This is a genomic window from Salipiger bermudensis HTCC2601 (genome assembly GCF_000153725.1).
Taxonomy (GTDB): Bacteria; Pseudomonadota; Alphaproteobacteria; order Rhodobacterales; family Rhodobacteraceae; genus Salipiger; species Salipiger bermudensis.
In genome coordinates, this window is sequence record NZ_DS022276.1 from 1135990 (window position 1) to 1151787 (window position 15798).

The 15798-nt window shown below is 67.3% G+C and carries 16 protein-coding genes and 1 tRNA gene; 12 read left to right on the forward strand and 5 right to left on the reverse strand.

The window, feature by feature from the left end:
• Window positions 1-319: 319 nt before the first annotated feature.
• The 11 genes from R2601_RS05435 (at window position 320) to R2601_RS05485 (ending at window position 11066) form a co-directional block, all read left to right on the forward strand.
• Window positions 320-817, forward strand: a complete 498-nt coding sequence (locus R2601_RS05435) for a MarR family winged helix-turn-helix transcriptional regulator (protein ID WP_040545169.1) — start codon at window positions 320-322, stop codon at window positions 815-817.
• Window positions 818-1006: 189 nt separating this feature from the next.
• Window positions 1007-1483, forward strand: a complete 477-nt coding sequence (locus tag R2601_RS05440) for a MarR family winged helix-turn-helix transcriptional regulator (protein ID WP_007794771.1) — start codon at window positions 1007-1009, stop codon at window positions 1481-1483.
• 48 nt (window positions 1484-1531) lie between these two features.
• The gene (locus tag R2601_RS05445) at window positions 1532-2635 is read left to right on the forward strand and encodes a C4-dicarboxylate TRAP transporter substrate-binding protein (protein WP_007794774.1); all 1104 of its coding nucleotides are present in this window, start codon (window positions 1532-1534) and stop codon (window positions 2633-2635) included.
• 77 nt (window positions 2636-2712) lie between these two features.
• Window positions 2713-3252: a TRAP transporter small permease gene (locus R2601_RS05450; RefSeq protein ID WP_007794778.1), complete on the forward strand. Its 540-nt coding sequence runs from the start codon at window positions 2713-2715 to the stop codon at window positions 3250-3252.
• On the forward strand, window positions 3252-4532 hold the full coding sequence (locus R2601_RS05455) for a TRAP transporter large permease (RefSeq protein ID WP_007794781.1): 1281 nt from the start codon (window positions 3252-3254) through the stop codon (window positions 4530-4532). Before R2601_RS05450 ends, R2601_RS05455 begins: the two co-directional genes overlap by 1 nt.
• 11 nt (window positions 4533-4543) lie before the next feature.
• Window positions 4544-5311, forward strand: coding sequence for an SDR family NAD(P)-dependent oxidoreductase (locus R2601_RS05460; protein WP_007794785.1), 768 nt, complete (start codon window positions 4544-4546; stop codon window positions 5309-5311).
• A 23-nt stretch (window positions 5312-5334) separates the two neighbouring features.
• Window positions 5335-6102 (forward strand): crotonase/enoyl-CoA hydratase family protein, encoded by a 768-nt coding sequence (locus tag R2601_RS05465; RefSeq protein ID WP_007794788.1) that lies wholly within the window; start codon window positions 5335-5337, stop codon window positions 6100-6102.
• Window positions 6103-6123: 21 nt separating this feature from the next.
• A complete protein-coding gene (locus R2601_RS05470) occupies window positions 6124-7998 on the forward strand; it encodes a feruloyl-CoA synthase (RefSeq protein WP_007794791.1) in 1875 nt (624 codons plus the stop codon).
• Between the two features lie 12 nt (window positions 7999-8010).
• Window positions 8011-8883 (forward strand): 4-hydroxyphenyl-beta-ketoacyl-CoA hydrolase, encoded by an 873-nt coding sequence (locus R2601_RS05475; protein WP_007794793.1) that lies wholly within the window; start codon window positions 8011-8013, stop codon window positions 8881-8883.
• Window position 8884: 1 nt separating this feature from the next.
• Window positions 8885-10456: an acyl-CoA dehydrogenase family protein gene (locus R2601_RS05480; RefSeq protein WP_007794794.1), complete on the forward strand. Its 1572-nt coding sequence runs from the start codon at window positions 8885-8887 to the stop codon at window positions 10454-10456.
• A 235-nt stretch (window positions 10457-10691) separates the two neighbouring features.
• Entirely contained in the window at window positions 10692-11066 is a 375-nt protein-coding gene (locus R2601_RS05485) for a DUF983 domain-containing protein (RefSeq protein ID WP_007794796.1), read from the forward strand.
• A gap of 31 nt (window positions 11067-11097) precedes the next feature.
• On the opposite strand, the gene R2601_RS05490 is transcribed toward R2601_RS05485, so the two are convergent.
• Together R2601_RS05490 and R2601_RS05495 are read right to left on the reverse strand one after the other, a co-directional pair.
• Window positions 11098-12465, reverse strand: a complete 1368-nt coding sequence (locus R2601_RS05490; RefSeq protein ID WP_007794798.1) for an aminotransferase-like domain-containing protein — start codon at window positions 12463-12465, stop codon at window positions 11098-11100.
• Window positions 12466-12779: 314 nt separating this feature from the next.
• Window positions 12780-12863 (reverse strand) — tRNA-Leu (locus R2601_RS05495).
• A gap of 135 nt (window positions 12864-12998) precedes the next feature.
• Here R2601_RS05495 and R2601_RS05500 point away from each other — a divergent pair.
• On the forward strand, window positions 12999-13508 hold the full coding sequence (locus R2601_RS05500; RefSeq protein WP_007794800.1) for a Hint domain-containing protein: 510 nt from the start codon (window positions 12999-13001) through the stop codon (window positions 13506-13508).
• Window positions 13509-13590: 82 nt separating this feature from the next.
• Here R2601_RS05500 and R2601_RS05505 read toward each other — a convergent pair whose 3' ends face one another.
• The 3 genes from R2601_RS05505 to R2601_RS05515 form a co-directional block, all read right to left on the reverse strand.
• Entirely contained in the window at window positions 13591-14502 is a 912-nt protein-coding gene (locus tag R2601_RS05505) for a DMT family transporter (protein WP_007794801.1), read from the reverse strand.
• A gap of 102 nt (window positions 14503-14604) precedes the next feature.
• Complete coding sequence (locus R2601_RS05510) at window positions 14605-14979, reverse strand: hypothetical protein (protein ID WP_007794803.1); 375 nt, start codon at window positions 14977-14979, stop codon at window positions 14605-14607.
• 12 nt (window positions 14980-14991) lie between these two features.
• Window positions 14992-15765 carry a DUF6478 family protein gene (locus R2601_RS05515; RefSeq protein ID WP_007794805.1) on the reverse strand — a complete coding sequence of 258 codons (774 nt, stop codon included), beginning with the start codon at window positions 15763-15765 and terminating at the stop codon, window positions 14992-14994.
• Between the last annotated feature and the right edge of the window lie 33 nt (window positions 15766-15798).

Here is a 15798-nt window from a genome sequence, read left to right on the forward strand (position 1 = left end):
CGGGGTGGTCGCCAGGAGGTGCAGGAAGGGCGGCTGGCCCGCCTGCCCTTTGACACCGCCATGTCGATCGGGCCGGTGGGGCTGGTCACCCGCCCCGAGACCACGCCGCCGCCCGCCGAAGAGATCTTCCGCCTCGCGGTAACTGCCGCCATCGAGACGCTCGGGATCTGAGCCCGCCCGGCACAGGCCCGCGCGCCGGAACGGCGACCTGTTGCGAGGCTGCTTCGGGCAAAAGGTAAGCATACTTATATCTTTACCCGCCTTGGCCTTGGGTGACATAGTGTCCAGACCCGTTCCGCAGCCGCTCCGGTGCCCCATGATGACAGACCTCTACGACCTGCCCGGCCACCTGATCCGCCGCATGCACCAGATCTCGGTCTCGGCCTTCGCCGCCGAGACCAAGGCCGCCGGCTTCGATCTGACACCGATGCAGTTCGCGGCGCTCTGCATGCTCGAGGAAAACCCCGGCATCGAACAGGCGACGCTGGCGGGGCTGGTTGCCATTGACCGCGCCACCATCGGCGGCGTCGTGGCGCGGCTGGAAGCCCGCGGGCTGCTCGAGCGCAGCGTCAGCCGCACCGACCGCCGGGCCCGGGTCCTGACCCTGACCGAGACCGGCGCGGCTCTTCTGCGCGATGTGCGCCCGGTGGTGCGCCGCGCCCAGGAGGTGATGCTGAAGCAGCTCGGCCCCGGCGAACGCGACACGCTGGTCACGTTGCTCTCGAAGGTCACCACCGCCGAGAACGATCTCAGCCGTGCCCCGCTACGCCCCGCCGAGGGCGCAGCCACGAGCGGAAAGCCCTCGCAGAACGGCTGAGCACAAGACCTGCGGAGGTCACATCGCCGCGCCGCGGCATCCCAGAATTCAGCTCGAAGTCAGAAGCTTGGCCTATTTCACGTAGGCCGGATCACGGTCGCTTTCTGCATCGCAGCTAGTTATGTTGAATAATAGTTATTGACCATAACTACTTTTGTTCGCATCCTTGCAAGCAAGAGGAGATTCGACATGCCGCCCAGCAAGCCCAGCACCACCAACGCCACGACAGCGCCTGTTGACGAAGGCGCGGTGCGCGGCCTGATGGGCTACAATGTCAAGCGCGCCTACATCGTGCTGCACTCCGCCGCGCAGCAGGCTGCGGCCGCGTTCGACCTGCGCATTCCCACTTTCAGCTGCCTGTCGGTGATCGTGCGAAACCCGGGCATCACCCCCTCGGCACTGGCCGAGCTTCTGAAGATCGAGCGCTCCAACCTCGTCGTCATGGTCGATGAGCTCGAGACCCGCGAGCTGGTCAGCCGCACCCAGATGAAGACCGATCGCCGCCGCTTCGAGCTGAAGGCGACGGTGCGCGGGCGCCGCCTTCACGACAAGGCCGCCGAGGCCATCGCCGCCGCCGAGGCCGCGTGCCTGACCGCATTGCAAGACGACGAACAGCAGCTGCTGCTGGCGCTGCTGAACCGCATCGAAGGTTCAATGGCCGACTAGGCCGGACATTCCGCCCGGAGGGATTGGGCGGATTCAAGGGAGGAAGACATGACCATCAGAATGACCGCACTGGCCGTTGCCGGTGCCCTCATGGCGAGCACCACGCTGGCGCAGGCCGACACCATCCGCGCCACCAGCGGCTTCGGCCCGGCGCACGTGCTGGCCACCGTGGTGTATCCCGAAATCGGCACCCGCCTCGAAGAGTTTACCGATGGCGGCTGGGACCTGCAGGACACCCCCTCGGGCCTCGTGGCGCCCAACGAGATGAGCTCGGGCCTGCGCGACGGCGTCACCGAGATGGGCACGCTCTTGATGCCCTATTTCCCGGCGGAGTTCCCCGACGCGGCACTGCCGTCGGAGCTGTCTATCCTCGGCTCCAACAACCTGGTGATCTCGTCTGCCGTGACCGAGTACATCGCCACCTGCGACGACTGCCAGGCCGAGTTCACCCAGAACGGCCAGGTCTATCTCGGCACCGACGCGACCCCGCCCTACAACCTGCTCACCACCTCGCCGGTGCGCAGCACCGAGGACCTGCAGGGCATGCGCATCCGTACCGGTGCGCCGCTCTATGCGGGGTTCGTGCAGGCGATGGGCGGCGAGCCGACCCAGCTGCCGTCGTCGGAGCTGTTCGAGGGCCTGAGCCAGGGCGTCATCGACGGCACCTTCAGCGCCAACCACGAGATCATCGCCAACCGTCTCGGCGACGTCATCAGCTACGTGACCGAGATCGAGGAAGGTGTGTTCAACGGCGCCGCAGCCGGCGGCGTGAGCGGCCTGCTCTGGATGCGGATGTCTGGAGAGGATCGCCAGGCGCTGGCCCGCGCGACCCAGTACGGCATCGCCAAGGGCCTCGTCGGCTTCCTCGAAGATGCCGAGAAGGCCCGCGCGGTCGAGGGCATCGAGTTCATCGCCCCCGATGATACCCTGCTCGCCGCCAAGGAAGCCTATAACGAAGAGCGCCTCGCCGCCGCCGCCGACATCCTGACCGAGCGCGGCGTCGAGGACGCGCAGGCCAAGATCGACCGCTACAAGGCGCTGATCGAAAAGTGGGAAGGGCTCGTTTCCACCGACATGAGCTACGAGGATCTCGCCGAGCTGCGCTACGAAGAGATCTTCTCCAAGATCGACCTCAACAACTACGGCTCCTGACCGGGCTGGCGCGCCCTGCCCCGAGGCCGGGCGCGCACCTCATCACTCCCCCCACACATATTCCGTCGGAGAGGGTCATGTACCTCATCGAGAAATGGATCGGCCGGATCAGCGCCGTACTGGCGTCGCTCGTCCTGCTGGCAATGATGCTGCAGATCGTCATCGACGTCTTCATGCGCACCTTCCTGGGCTCGGGCTTCCCGGCCACCGCCGATCTCGTCAGCCGCTACTACATGGTCGCGATCAGTTTCCTGCCGCTCGCCATGACCGAAATCCGCCGCCGCCATATCGAGGCGACGATCTTCACCGACAATCTTACCGGCCGGCCGCGCCAGGTCATCGCCTTCCTGGGCTTCGCCATCGCGCTCGCCGCCTTCGTGCCGATGACCTGGGGCACGGCGCAGAACGCGCTGCGCCAGACCGACCGGGGCGCCTATGTCGAGGTCGGCACCACGGTGTTCCAGACCTGGCCCACATACTGGATCCTGCCGATCTCGTTCGGGCTGATGTCGCTGGTGCTGGTGCTGCGCCTCATCGAGGTCGCCACCGGCAAGTTCGAACTGCGCGCCCATGATCCGCTCGATGAGCTGCAGGCCACGCATAAGGAGACAAACTGATGGATCCGATCACCGTCGGCCTTCTGGCCCTCGTCGGGCTGCTGGGTCTCATCGCGCTGCGCGTGCCGATCGGCGTCAGCCTGATCTTCGTGTCGTTCCTCGGCATCTGCGGCATCGCCGGCCTGCGCCCCGCCATGAGCATGCTGTCCAACATTCCCTACACCTCCTCGGCAAGCTGGACGCTGAGCTCAATCCCGATGTTCCTGCTGATGGGCTACATCGCCTACCACTCGGGCCTCACCAAGGGCCTGTTCGAGGCCGCTAGGGTCTGGTGGAGCTGGCTGCCCGGCGGGCTCGCCATCGCCTCGCTGGCCGGCGCCAGCGGCTTCGCCGCGGTCTCCGGCTCGTCCGTCGCTTGCTCCGCCGCCATCGGCCGCATCGCCATCCCCGAAATGAAGCGCAACAATTACGACCTGCGCGTCGCCACCGGCTCGGTCGCCGCAGGCGGGACCATCGGCGCGCTGATCCCGCCCTCGATCATCCTGATCCTGTTCGGCATCCAGTCCAACAGCTCGATCAACGCGCTGTTCATGGGCGGCATCTTCCTCGGCCTCGCCTCGCTGCTGTTCTACATCATGGCGGTGCTCTTCGTCTGGTGGCGCAAGCCCGAGCGGCTGCCCATGGTCGAGCCCTACACGATGGGCGACCGTTGGAAGAAGACACTCGAGATCTGGCCGGTGCTGCTGCTGATCTGCGCCGTGCTCGGCGGTCTCTTCGGCGGCATCTTCACCGCCACCGAGGCCGGGGCCTTCGGCGCCTTCATGGCCCTGGCGCTGGGACTTCTGCGCCGCTCGCTGAGCTGGGCCGATTTCAAGGAAAGCCTCGTCGACACCATCCTCGCTTCGGGCGCGCTGTTCATCATCGCCATCGGTGCAGGGCTCTTCACCCGCCTCGTGGCGATGTCGGGGCTCTCGCGGGAAGTGGGGATGCTGGTCGAGGCGATGGGCCTTGGCACCACCGGGCTGCTGCTGATCATCGTGCTGATCTACATCGCGCTCGGCATGTTCCTCGAGCCGATCGGCGCGTTGCTGCTGACCCTGCCGCTGTTCCTGCCCCTGACCACCGCGCATGGCATCGACACCATCTGGTTCGGCCTGCTGGTCGCCAAGCTGCTCGAGATCGGGATGATCACGCCACCGGTCGGGCTCAACGTCTTCGTCATCCACTCTGTGGCGCGGGACTACGTAAAGCTCGAGCAGATCTTCGCCGGCATCCTGCCGTTTCTCGCCGCCGACATCGCGCTTGTCGCAGCCATGCTGCTGACCCGCGGCCTGTTCTGAGGAGCCTCCCAATGGACATCAACAACACCATCGCGCTGGTCACCGGCGGCGGCAGCGGCCTCGGCGCCGCCACTGCCCGGCGGCTGGCAAAGGCGGGGGCCCGCGTCGCCGTCATGGACCTGAGCCTCGAGGCCTCCAAGGCCGTCGCGGCCGAGACCGGCGGCATCGGCATCGCAGCCGACGTCTCCGACGCGACCTCGGTCGAGGCCGGCTTCGCCCGCTGCAAGGACGAGCTGGGCAGCGCACCGCGCATCGTGGTGAGCTGCGCCGGGATCGGCACCGCGTCGCGCATCCTCCCGCGCGACGGGGCGCTGACCGTCGACCTGTTCGAGCGCACCCTCCGGGTGAACCTGCTGGGCACCTACACGGTGCTCAACATCGCCGCCCGCGAGATGGCTGCGCTCGAACCGGTCGACGATGACGGCGCTCGCGGCGTCATCGTCAACACTGCCTCGGTGGCCTATCAGGACGGCCAGATCGGCCAGGCCGCTTATGCCGCATCCAAGGGCGGTGTGGCTTCACTGACCCTGCCGGCCGCGCGCGAGCTGGCGCGCTTCGGCATCCGGGTGATGACCGTCGCCCCGGGCCTCTTCGAGACCGCCATGAGCGCCGGGCTGCCGCCCGAGGCCAAGACCTCGCTCGAGGCCGGCCTGCCCTTCCCGTCGCGGATGGGCAAACCCGAAGAATACGCGATGCTGGTGCAGCAGATCGTCGAGAACCCCCTTCTGAACGGCGAGGTCATCCGCATCGACAGCGCCGTCCGCCTTGCCCCCAAATGAACGCCCAAGTGAGGACTGACACCATGAAAGGCACCTATACCGAAGCCTCCTACAACGGGCAGATCGCCGAGCTCGAACTGATCCGCGAGGACAAGCGCAACGCCATGTCCGACGGGCTGCTGGCCGAGATCGAGGAGTTCTACAACACCCTGCCGAAAGAGGTCCGCGTGGTCGTGCTGCACGGTCGCGGCGGGCACTACTGCTCCGGGCTCGATCTGGCCGAGCACGTGTCGCGCAGCGCCGAGGACGGCGTCTACCACTCGCGCAACTGGCACCGTGTGCTCGACATGATCCAGTATGGCGGCGTCATCACCGTCAGCGCCATGACCGGCGCGGTGATCGGCGGCGGGCTCGAGATGGCCACCGCCACCCATGTGCGCATTGCCGAGCCGTCGGTGATCTTCCAGCTGCCGGAAGGCCGTCGCGGCATCTTCGTGGGCGGTGGCGCCACGGTGCGCGTGGGCCGCATCCTCGGCCCCGACCGGATGGTCGAGATGATGCTCACGGGGCGCAAGTACAACGCCGACGAGGGCCTGCAGCTCGGCCTCACCCATTACAGTGTCGGCGAGGGCGAGGCCCTGCCGATGGCGCGCAAGCTGGCCGCCAAGATCGCCGCCAACGCGCCGATGTCGAACTACTTCATGGTCAACGCCCTGACCCGCATCGGCGACATGTCGCGCTCGGACGGGCTCTTTACCGAGAGCCTCGCCGCGGCGCTGGTGCAGACCACGCCGGACGCCGAGGAGGGCCTGCGCGCCTTCCTCGAAAAGCGCAACCCGGTCTTCCGCTGAGAACGCGGGGAGGAGGAGCCAATGAACACCCACGTCATCGAACGCGCCCCCAAGGACCCGACAGCCCGGGCCGACTGGGCCCGCCGCCACACCCTGACCCGCTTTGTTCCGCACAAGGTGATCCGCGAGGACCGCGCCGACGGCAGCATCCTGCTGCGGTCGGGCTACGACCTGCCCAAGCCGGTCGCCAATACCGGCGTCTGGCTGCATGAATGGGCCGAGAAGGCACCCTACCGGGTCGCCGTCTCAGAGCGCCCCGTCGAGGGGCCGGGCTGGCGCAACATCACCTATCTCGAGCTGCTGCAGCAGGTCCGGGCCATCGCCTCGGCGCTGCTGGCCCGCGGCCTTGGCGAGGGCGACACCATCGCCATGATGTCGGGCAACGGGCTCGACCACCTGCTGCTGTCCCTCGCGGCGCAGTATATCGGCGTGCCGGTGGTGCCGCTGGCCGAGCAGTACTCGCTGATCACCGAGGCCCATGGCCGGCTGATCTACGTGCTCGACAAGGTGACCCCCAAGATGGCCTTCGTCGATGACGCCACCCGTTACGCCGCCGCGCTGGCGCTGCCGCAGCTTGCCGATGTGGAGATCGTCGCCGCGCGTGGCGAGGCCGGGCGCCCGGTCACCCCCATGTCCGCACTGGTGCATACCGAGGAGAGCCCCGAGCTCGACGCCGCCCATGCCAAGGTCGGCCCGGACACGCTGGCCAAGATCCTCTTCACCTCCGGCTCGAGCTCGGACCCCAAGGGCGTTCTCACCACGCACCGGATGATGTGCGTGAACCAGGTGCAGATGGAGGTGGCCCTGCCCTTCCTGAAGGACCACGCACCGCGCATCACCGACTGGCTGCCGTGGAACCACGTGTTCGGAGGCTCGCACAACGTCAACATGATGCTGAGCCACGGCGGCACGCTGACCATCGACAGCGGCAAGCCCACCGGGCGCGGCTTTGCCACCACGCTGAAGAACCGAACCGACCGCCCCGGCACGCTGGCCTTCAACGTGCCGGTGGGCTGGAACATGCTGGTCGACGCCATCAAGGACGATCCTGCCACGCAGGAGCACCTGTTCAAGGACCAGCAGCTGCTGTTCTACGCCGGCGCCTCGCTGCCGCAGGACGTCTGGGAGGCGCTCGAGCAGTTCTGCCTGCGCGCCCGTGGCGGCCTGCCGATGATGATTTCGAGCTGGGGCCTGACCGAGACCGCGCCGGCCTGCGTCATGGTGCACGAGCCCATCGGACGCTCGGGCGTCATCGGCGTGCCGCTGCCGGCGGTCGAACTCAAGCTGATCCCCGACGCCGACATGCGCTGCGAGATCCGGGTCAAGGGCCCCAACATCATGCCGGGCTATTACGGCGACCCCGAGAAGACCGCGCAAGCGTTCGACGAGGAGGGCTTCTTCATCACCGGCGACGCGGTGCGCTTCGTCGATCCCGAGGACGAGAACCGTGGCCTGGTCTTCGATGGCCGCGTGTCCGAGGACTTCAAGCTCGACACCGGCACCTGGGTGCAGGCGGGCAACCTGCGCATGACCGCGCTCAAGGAGCTGGCAGGGCTGGCGCAGGACGTGGTGATCTGCGGCCATGACCGCGGCGAGGTGGGGCTGTTCATCTTCCCCGCGCCCGGTGCGGCAGAGCCCGGAGAGGTCACCGAGGGCGCGGTCACCGACACCCATCTGATGACCCAGATCGAGGTCAAGCTGCGCGAGATGAACGCTCACGTCACCGGCTCGGCCAAGCGCATCACCCGAGCCATCGTTCTCGCCGAGCCGCCTTCGCTGGAGCACCACGAGATCACCGACAAGGGCTCTCTCAACATCAAGAAGATCCTGACCCGCCGGGCCGACCTGCTCGAGCGGCTCTACGACAACGAAGACCCGGCGCTGATCCGCGTCTGAGGAGGACTGACCATGATCGATTTCGAAAAGGTCCGCGCGATCGACTTCCACACCCATGCCGAGGAGGCCTGCGGCTGTCACACCGATGATGGCTACGACGAGCTTCAGTCGACGATGGCCAAGTATTTCGGCGCCCCCTGGGCGCATCCGCCGACCATCGACGAGACCGCCGCGCATTACCGCGAGAAGAACATCGCCGCGGTGATCTTCCCGGTCGATAGCGAACGCGAGACCGGCTACCGGCGCTACAACAACTACGAGGTCGCCGAGGCCTGCGCCAAGAACGCCGACATCCTGATCCCGTTTGCCTCGATCGACCCGGCCAAGGGCAAGCTCGGGGCCCGCGAGGCACGCGACCTGGTGGAAAACCACGGCATCAAGGGGTTCAAGTTCCACCCCACGATGCAGGGTTTCTACCCCAATGACCGCATGGCCTACCCGCTTTACGAGGCCATCGCCGAGGCCGGCGTGCCGGCGCTGTTCCACACCGGCCAGACCGGCGTCGGATCGGGGATGCGCGGCGGCAACGGCATGCGGCTCAAGTACTCGAACCCGATGTACATGGACGATCTCGCCGTCGACTTCCCCGACATGCCGATCATCCTCGCGCACCCCTCCTTCCCCTGGCAGGAAGAGGCGCTCTCGGTCGCGCAGCACAAGCCCAACGTCTATATCGACCTGAGCGGCTGGTCGCCGAAGTACTTCCCCAAGATCCTCGTGCAATACGCCAACACGATCCTGAAGAAGAAGATGCTCTTCGGCTCCGACTGGCCGATGATCGCGCCCGAGAAGTGGCTGAACGCCTTCGACAAGGCCGAGTTCCGCGACGAGGTCCGCCCGATGATCCTCAAGGACAACGCCATGCGGCTCCTGGGGGTGTCGTGACATGACCACGTTCCACGCCCCCACCGACGACATCCTGTTCTCGCTGCGCCACGTCGCCCGCGCCGACCGCCTGCCCGACTGGGACGACGAGCTGGCCAGCGAGATCACCGGCCATTTCGCCGCCTTCGCCGAGGGCCGCATCGCACCGCTCGACGCGCCCGGCGACGAACAGGGCTGCCGGCTCGAGAACGGCCGCGTCCGGATGCCCGACGGCTTTGCCGAGGTCTATGCCGAGCTCTCCGAGGGCGGCTGGCAGGGCATCGCGGCGCCCGAGGAGTTCGGCGGCATGGGGCTGGGCGGGCCGGTGCTGGCGGCGGTGAGCGAGATCTTCACCGGCGCCAACCATTCGCTGCAGATGGTCACCTCGCTGGCCCATGGCGCGATCTCGCTGCTGATGCGCTTCGGCTCCGAGGCGCAGAAAGAGGCGTATATCCCGAAACTCGCCTCGGGCGAGTGGCTCTCGACCATGTGCCTGACCGAGCCGGGCGCCGGCTCCGACCTGTCGGCGATCCGCACCAAGGCCACGCGCGACGGCGAGAGCTGGCGCATCGAGGGCGAGAAGATCTTCATCTCCGGCGGCGATCAGGACATGACCGACAACATCCTGCACCTCGTGCTCGCCCGCACCGGCGCGCCCGAGGACGGGATCCGCGGGCTCAGCCTCTTTGCCTGCCCGGCGATCCGCGAAGATGGGGTGCGCAACGCCGTCACCGTGACCCGGATCGAGGAAAAGCTCGGCCTGCACGCCTCGCCGACCTGCCAGCTCGCCTTCGACGGCGCGCAGGGGGAACTCGTTGGCGCCGAGGGCGCAGGGCTCAAGGCGATGTTCGCGATGATGAACCACGCCCGGCTCGACGTGGGCCTTCAGGGCGTCGCCCACGCCGCCCGCGCGGCGGACCTCGCCTTGCATTACGCCGCCGAGCGCAAGCAGGGCCGTGGCGCCGATGGGACCGTGGCGAGCATCGACCAGCACCCCGACGTGGCACGCATGATCGACGAATGCGACGCGCTGGCACTTGGTGGCCGGGCGCTCTGCCACATCACGCTGGTGGCGCAAGAGCTCGGCACCGAGCCCGATTTCGTCGAGTTCATGACCCCGGTGTGCAAGTATTTCTGCACCGAGGCCGGCAGCCGTGCCGCCGACCTCGCGATCCAGGTGATGGGCGGCTACGGCTACCTGCGCGAATATGGCGCCGAGCAGAACTGGCGCGACAACCGCATCTGCGCCATCTACGAAGGCACCAACGGCATCCACGCCCGCACCACCGCTACCCGCTCGCTGACGCTCAACGACGGGGCCGGGGCACGCGCCTTTGCCGCCTTCCTGCGCGACAGCGACCCCGCGCTCGAGGAGGGCGCAGGGCAGTGGGAGGCCGAAGCACAGCGCATCTCCGGCGGCGGCCATGCCGCACGCGATGCCCATCGCTTCATGGAACTGACCTGCGATCTCGCCTACCGCGCCGCATGGGGCCGGCTGAAGAGCGCTGCCGAGCAGGCCCCGGACAGCAGTCGGCTGCAGCGGCTTGCCGCAAGCGTCCTTGGCGAGCTCGGCGACCTGCGCGCTGCCGGCTGATCGTCGCGCCCAGAGCCCGGCCCACCCCGGCTCCGGGCGCGACTCAGGTCTTGGTCGGGTCAGTCGCGCGTCTCGGGGCGGATTGGCGCCGTGCACAGTACGCCTCGGTGCGCCATCTCGCACCGGCGATCGCGGATGTGCCGCTCTGATTGACTGCAATCAATTCAAGCATTGACGGCAGAATTGATTCCTGCGACCTGCTGTGCGGTCAAGTGGTCGAAATGGGACACAGGCAATGTGCGAGACGAAAGACACCAAGAGCGCCATGCTCAAGGGCGCGCGGTTGCGCTGCCCGCAATGCGGCGAGGGAAAGCTCTTCGACAGCTATCTCAAGGTCACCGCCTCCTGCAACGCCTGCGGCCTCGACCTTACGCCCCAGCGCGCCGATGACGGCCCGGCCTATATCGTGATCCTGCTGGTCTGCCACATCGTCGGCTTCGCCATGCACCTGATGTACAAGTCGTTCCTCGACGATCCGCTGATGCTTGCCCTGATCCTCGGCGGCGCGGCGCTCGCGCTGTCGCTCGCCCTTCTGCCGCCGGTCAAGGGCATGGTCGTCGCCATCCAATGGGCCAAGGGCATGCACGGCTTCGGCGCAAGGGCGGGCTGACCGAACCCGCTCAGCCCATGAACGAACCCGCTCAGCCCATGAAACTGTTCGGCGTGAGCGCGTTTGCGAGGGCATGCAGGTTCTCGCCCAGGGTCTCGCGCGTGGCGGGACCGCCGAGGCAGACGCGCAGCTGCTCGCCCGGGCGCCCCAGCACGGTGAACGCATCCGAGGGCATCAACCCGATCTGCCGCCGTGCCATCCGCGCAACGACATCGGCGCGCCCCACACCCTCAGGCAGGTCGAGCCAGATGTTAAAGGCGTTCTCCGCCCCGCGATAGCGCATATTGCTCAGCACTTCGCCCGCCAGCGCCTGCCGCGCCGCGCTTTCTGCGCGGACAAAGCGACGAATGCCGTCGGCGGTGCCGTCCTCGATCCATTGCGTGACAAGCGCCATCGACAGTGGCGAGGGCATCACCGAAAGCGCCCGGATCGCCTGCGCCAGATCATGCGCGCAGCGCGGTGTCGGCGCGATGGTGAAAGCCAGCCGCAGCCCGGCGCCGATGCATTTCGCCAACCCGCCGATATGCCAGGTCAGCTCCGGCGCCGAAAGCGCGATGGGCGGCGGCGTCCTGATCGGGATGAAGCCATAGGCGTCGTCCTCGATCAGCATCAACGCGTGCCGGCGCAGCACCGCCGCCACCTCGAGCCGCCGCGCCTCGGGCATGGTCAGCGTGGTCGGGTTCTGCAGCGTCGGATTGAGGTAGAGCGCCTTGGGCCCGTGTGCGCGGATCGCCGCCTCGAGCGCCTCGGGCAGGATGCCGTCCGCGTCCATCTCGATGCCGATGAGGTTGAGGCGGAACCTCCCCGCCACGTTGCGGATGCCGGGATAGGTGACCGCCTCGCAGAGCACCGTGTCGCCGGGCCGGGTGAGGATCGATAGGATCGCGGCCATCGTGGCGTGCGCCCCCGGCGTCACCGCGACGCACTCGAGCGCCGGCACCATGCCGCGCATGCTCAGCCAGCGCGAGGCGGCGAGCCGGTCGCGCTTGGAGCCGGTGGCGCCCTGGTAGCGCAGCAGGTCGATAAGGTTGGCCGAGACATGGCCCAGCCCCTCCTGCATCCGACGGCGCAGCTCGGGATCCTGCGGCTCGGGCGGCATGTTCATCGACAGGTCGGCCTCGGCGCCGCGCGAGGGATCGGGCCGGTCGGTCGCGACGCGCCCCTTCACGAAGGTGCCGCGCCCGACATGGCTCTCGACATGGCCACGCGCCTGCGCCTCGGCATAGGCCCGGCTGACGGTGGTGAAGTCGATGCCCAAGGCCGCTGCCAGCCGACGCTGGGGCGGCAAACGCATCCCGTCAGCAAGCCTGCCGCTGCGGATATCCCCGGCGATCGCATCGGCAATGGCCTGGTAGCGCGGCTTGCCGCTGTCGAGCGTATCGGGGGTCCAGTCGGTCATCTTGCCTGCTCTCGCGTTTCGGAAGGTCTACGCCGTCAGCGCGCAAGATTGAAGGGACAATTGTATGGCACGAGCGGAAACATTGACGGCATTTTCACCAGCAAGAACCGCCCTTCGAACAGCTCCGGGCACCGGAAGAAGGGCGCTCCGGGGCGACCATATGCGCGGGGCCCTGGATCGTCGGCCCCGGCCCGGCTTCCGCGTCGATCAAGGCCGACGCTCCTCGTCAAAGGCGGCGACAGCGTCACCGCACACGCGCCCGAAGGGCTGACATCCGGGGGCGGATCGCCCGACCCTAGTGTCTGAGGGTTGCGTGGTGCGGGTGAAGGGACTCGAACCCCCACGCCAAAGGCGCCAGAACCTAAATCTGGTGCGTCTACCAATTCCGCCACACCCGCTTAACGCCGCGCTGTCCTAGCAAAGCCACGCTTCCAAGGCGAGTGGAAAATGCGGCATTGAAAAGCCGCGACATTTACCGAATCTTGCCATACTCTCCCAGACAATAACGAGGCAGACACAGCAGGATTGCGCCCATGGAACCGAAAACGGTCCGGCGCGATGGCACGACCGGGGGCGCAACCGTCCCCGCCCGACATATCGTGACGTCGCAGACACTCAACGCACTGATTGCGGGCACCGTGGTGCTCACGCTCGAAGGCGCGATTCCGGTGGAATATCTCTCGCCCGGCGACCGGGTCATCACCCGGGACAGCGGCACCGCCACGCTTAGCGCGATCCACAGCCGCAAGCAGCGGATGAAGCTGGTGGCGATCCGCGCCGGTACGCTGGGCAACTCGCGCCCTGACAGTGACGCCGTGTTGCCGGCCACGCAGGAAATCCTTGTGCGCGACTGGCGGGCCAAGACCCTGTTTGGCGCAGAACGCGCGCTGGTCCCTGCGGAACGGCTCGCCGATGGTGAGTTCATTCGGGTGATCGGCACGCGCGAGGTTTCGGTGGTCGAGCTCTGCTTCGACGCGCCGCACATCCTCTACGCCGACGGGCTGGAGTTGGCCTCCGCCGTCGTGGAGCCGGTCACCGCCTGAAGCGACCGCCAGTCACCGCCCAACCGCCTCCCCCAACGCCCCCCTTAGGGAACCCGCACGCGACGCCAGCCGCCACCGGGTCTCAGCCCTGCGGGGTCATGTTCGGTCGGGCGCGGTTGCGCTGCAGCCCGAGGTAGCGCTCGCGCAGGATGATCGCCACCCCCGAGGAGATCACCACCGCCGAGCCAAGCAGCATCAGCGCCGTCGGCACTTCGGCAAAGACCACGTAGCCGATCAGGATCGCGAACAGGATCGAGGCATAGTCGAACGGTGCCAGCAGCCCCGCTTCTGCGCCACGATAGGCCGAAGTGATGCAGATCTGCGCCACACCCCCGATCAGCCCGGCTGCGATCAGCATCAGCGTCTCGGGTCCGCTCGGCATGACCCAGCCGAACGGGATGGTCAGCAGCGACAGCACCGTCGAGGTCATGGTGAAATAGAACACGATGGCCGAGGTCTGCTCGGTCTGCACCATGCGGCGGATGTGGATCTGCACCAATGCGCGCAGCACCGCCGAAGCCATCACGAAGCCGATGCCTAGCAGCACGGTGTCGTTCATTTCAGAGACGGTCAGCAGCGGCCACATCACCAGCCCGACACCGAAGATCCCCATCGCCACCGCCGAAAGGCGGAACAGGCGCACCTGCTCGCCAAGCAGGATGGCCCCGAAGATCACCGTCAGCAGCGGCGCGGCATAACCCAGCGCGGTGACCTCGGGCAAAGGCAGCAGGGTCAGCGCCGCGAAGTTGAACCCCATCGCCGAGACCCCGACGATGCCGCGCAGCACATGCAGGGAGGGTTTCTTCGCCCGCAGCCCGGTCGCCATATCCCCGCGCCAGAGCAGCCAGCCGATGATCACCGGCAGCGCAAAGAAGGACCGGAAGAAAACGGCCTCGCCGGTCGGGACGCTGTCCGCCGCCTTGATCAGGGACGACATGATCACGAACAGGATGACAGAGGTGATTTTCAGCGCAATGCCGCGCAGCGGGGTCATGAGGGCTCCGGGTGGTATACCATTGCCGCCACTGTGACCGCTCACACGCCCGTGTGCAATGCATCGCGGGTGCAATACCGCTATTCGTGTGCGAACGGTCGCCTACATGGTCTCGAGGCAATGGCGCCGGAAGGCGCGCTTGAGCATGTCGAGTTCGGCCCGCAACAGCGAGACCTCTGCACGCAGGTCATCGCCCAGCGCTTCGCCGGCGATCAGGGTGAAGCTGCCCAGCACCTCGTCGCTGGCGGCCTCGCGGATCGCGAAGGTCTGTACCCCGTCGCAGATCGCCTCCTGCGGCACCGGCACCTCGACCGCCCAGCGCCCCGGCTCGGTGGTTTCGGTCACCGTGACGCCGCGCACCGGGCGGCCATCGAAATCGACGGTGATCTCGGGCGTCGGCGCGCCGGAATCCGCGGCCAGAAGCCCCTCCCAGACCCCTTCCTTGAACCGTGTCTTGGTCAGCGAATAGGCGCTCATCGCGTGTCTCCGTTACATCTCGGCCCGCGGGCGGCGGCTGAAGGTGAGATCGCGCAGGATCACCTGGTTCATCTCGGGCCCCTCGAAGATCAGGTCGAGCCACATGCGGTCGACCCGCTTCTCGTTGAGCTTGGTGTAGGCAAGGTCGAACTCCACGCGGATCTCTTCCTCGTGCAGCGGCAGCTCGCGCACGATCTGCTCGGTGTTGGGTCCATGGCGGATATTGAGACGGGCGAAAATCTCGAGCGGCTTCTCCATCTCGACGATGGTGTCGATGCGGATCAGATGCTTGCGCTTGAGCCCGTCGCAGCTTGCCTCCGGCAGATCGATGGCGAGCGACAGGTACGAGCCGTCGAACTTGAACACGTCGAGCCTCAGGCCGTAGGCGGCGAGGTCGGCCTCGCGGGTGTTGCGCAGCTGGCGCAGGGTGATCTCGGAATGGGCGCAGTCGTGGAACAGCGTCACCTCGCGGCCGAGCCGCGATTGCGACTGCACCGACGACATGCCTGCCACCGCCAGCGGCCCGCACCAGAGCTCGGGGCGCCAGGCCCAATCGGCATCATGCGGGCGCGGAAAGGACTGGTTCCCGAGCACCGGCAAGGCCAGTCGCCCGTCCGCCACCTGGATCAAGCGGTCGAGCCGGTCCTTGAGGCGCCGCGCGACCGAGCGCTGGCGGCGTAGCTGGCGCAGGTCGGCGGTTTCGGCCATGCGCGCCGCCTCGCTCCAGCGCTTCAGCGCCAGCGCCGAGAACGCCCGGCTCATCCAACCATCGCCGATGCCCGCCATATACCTTGCCGTTGCCTCTCGTCTCCCGGCCAC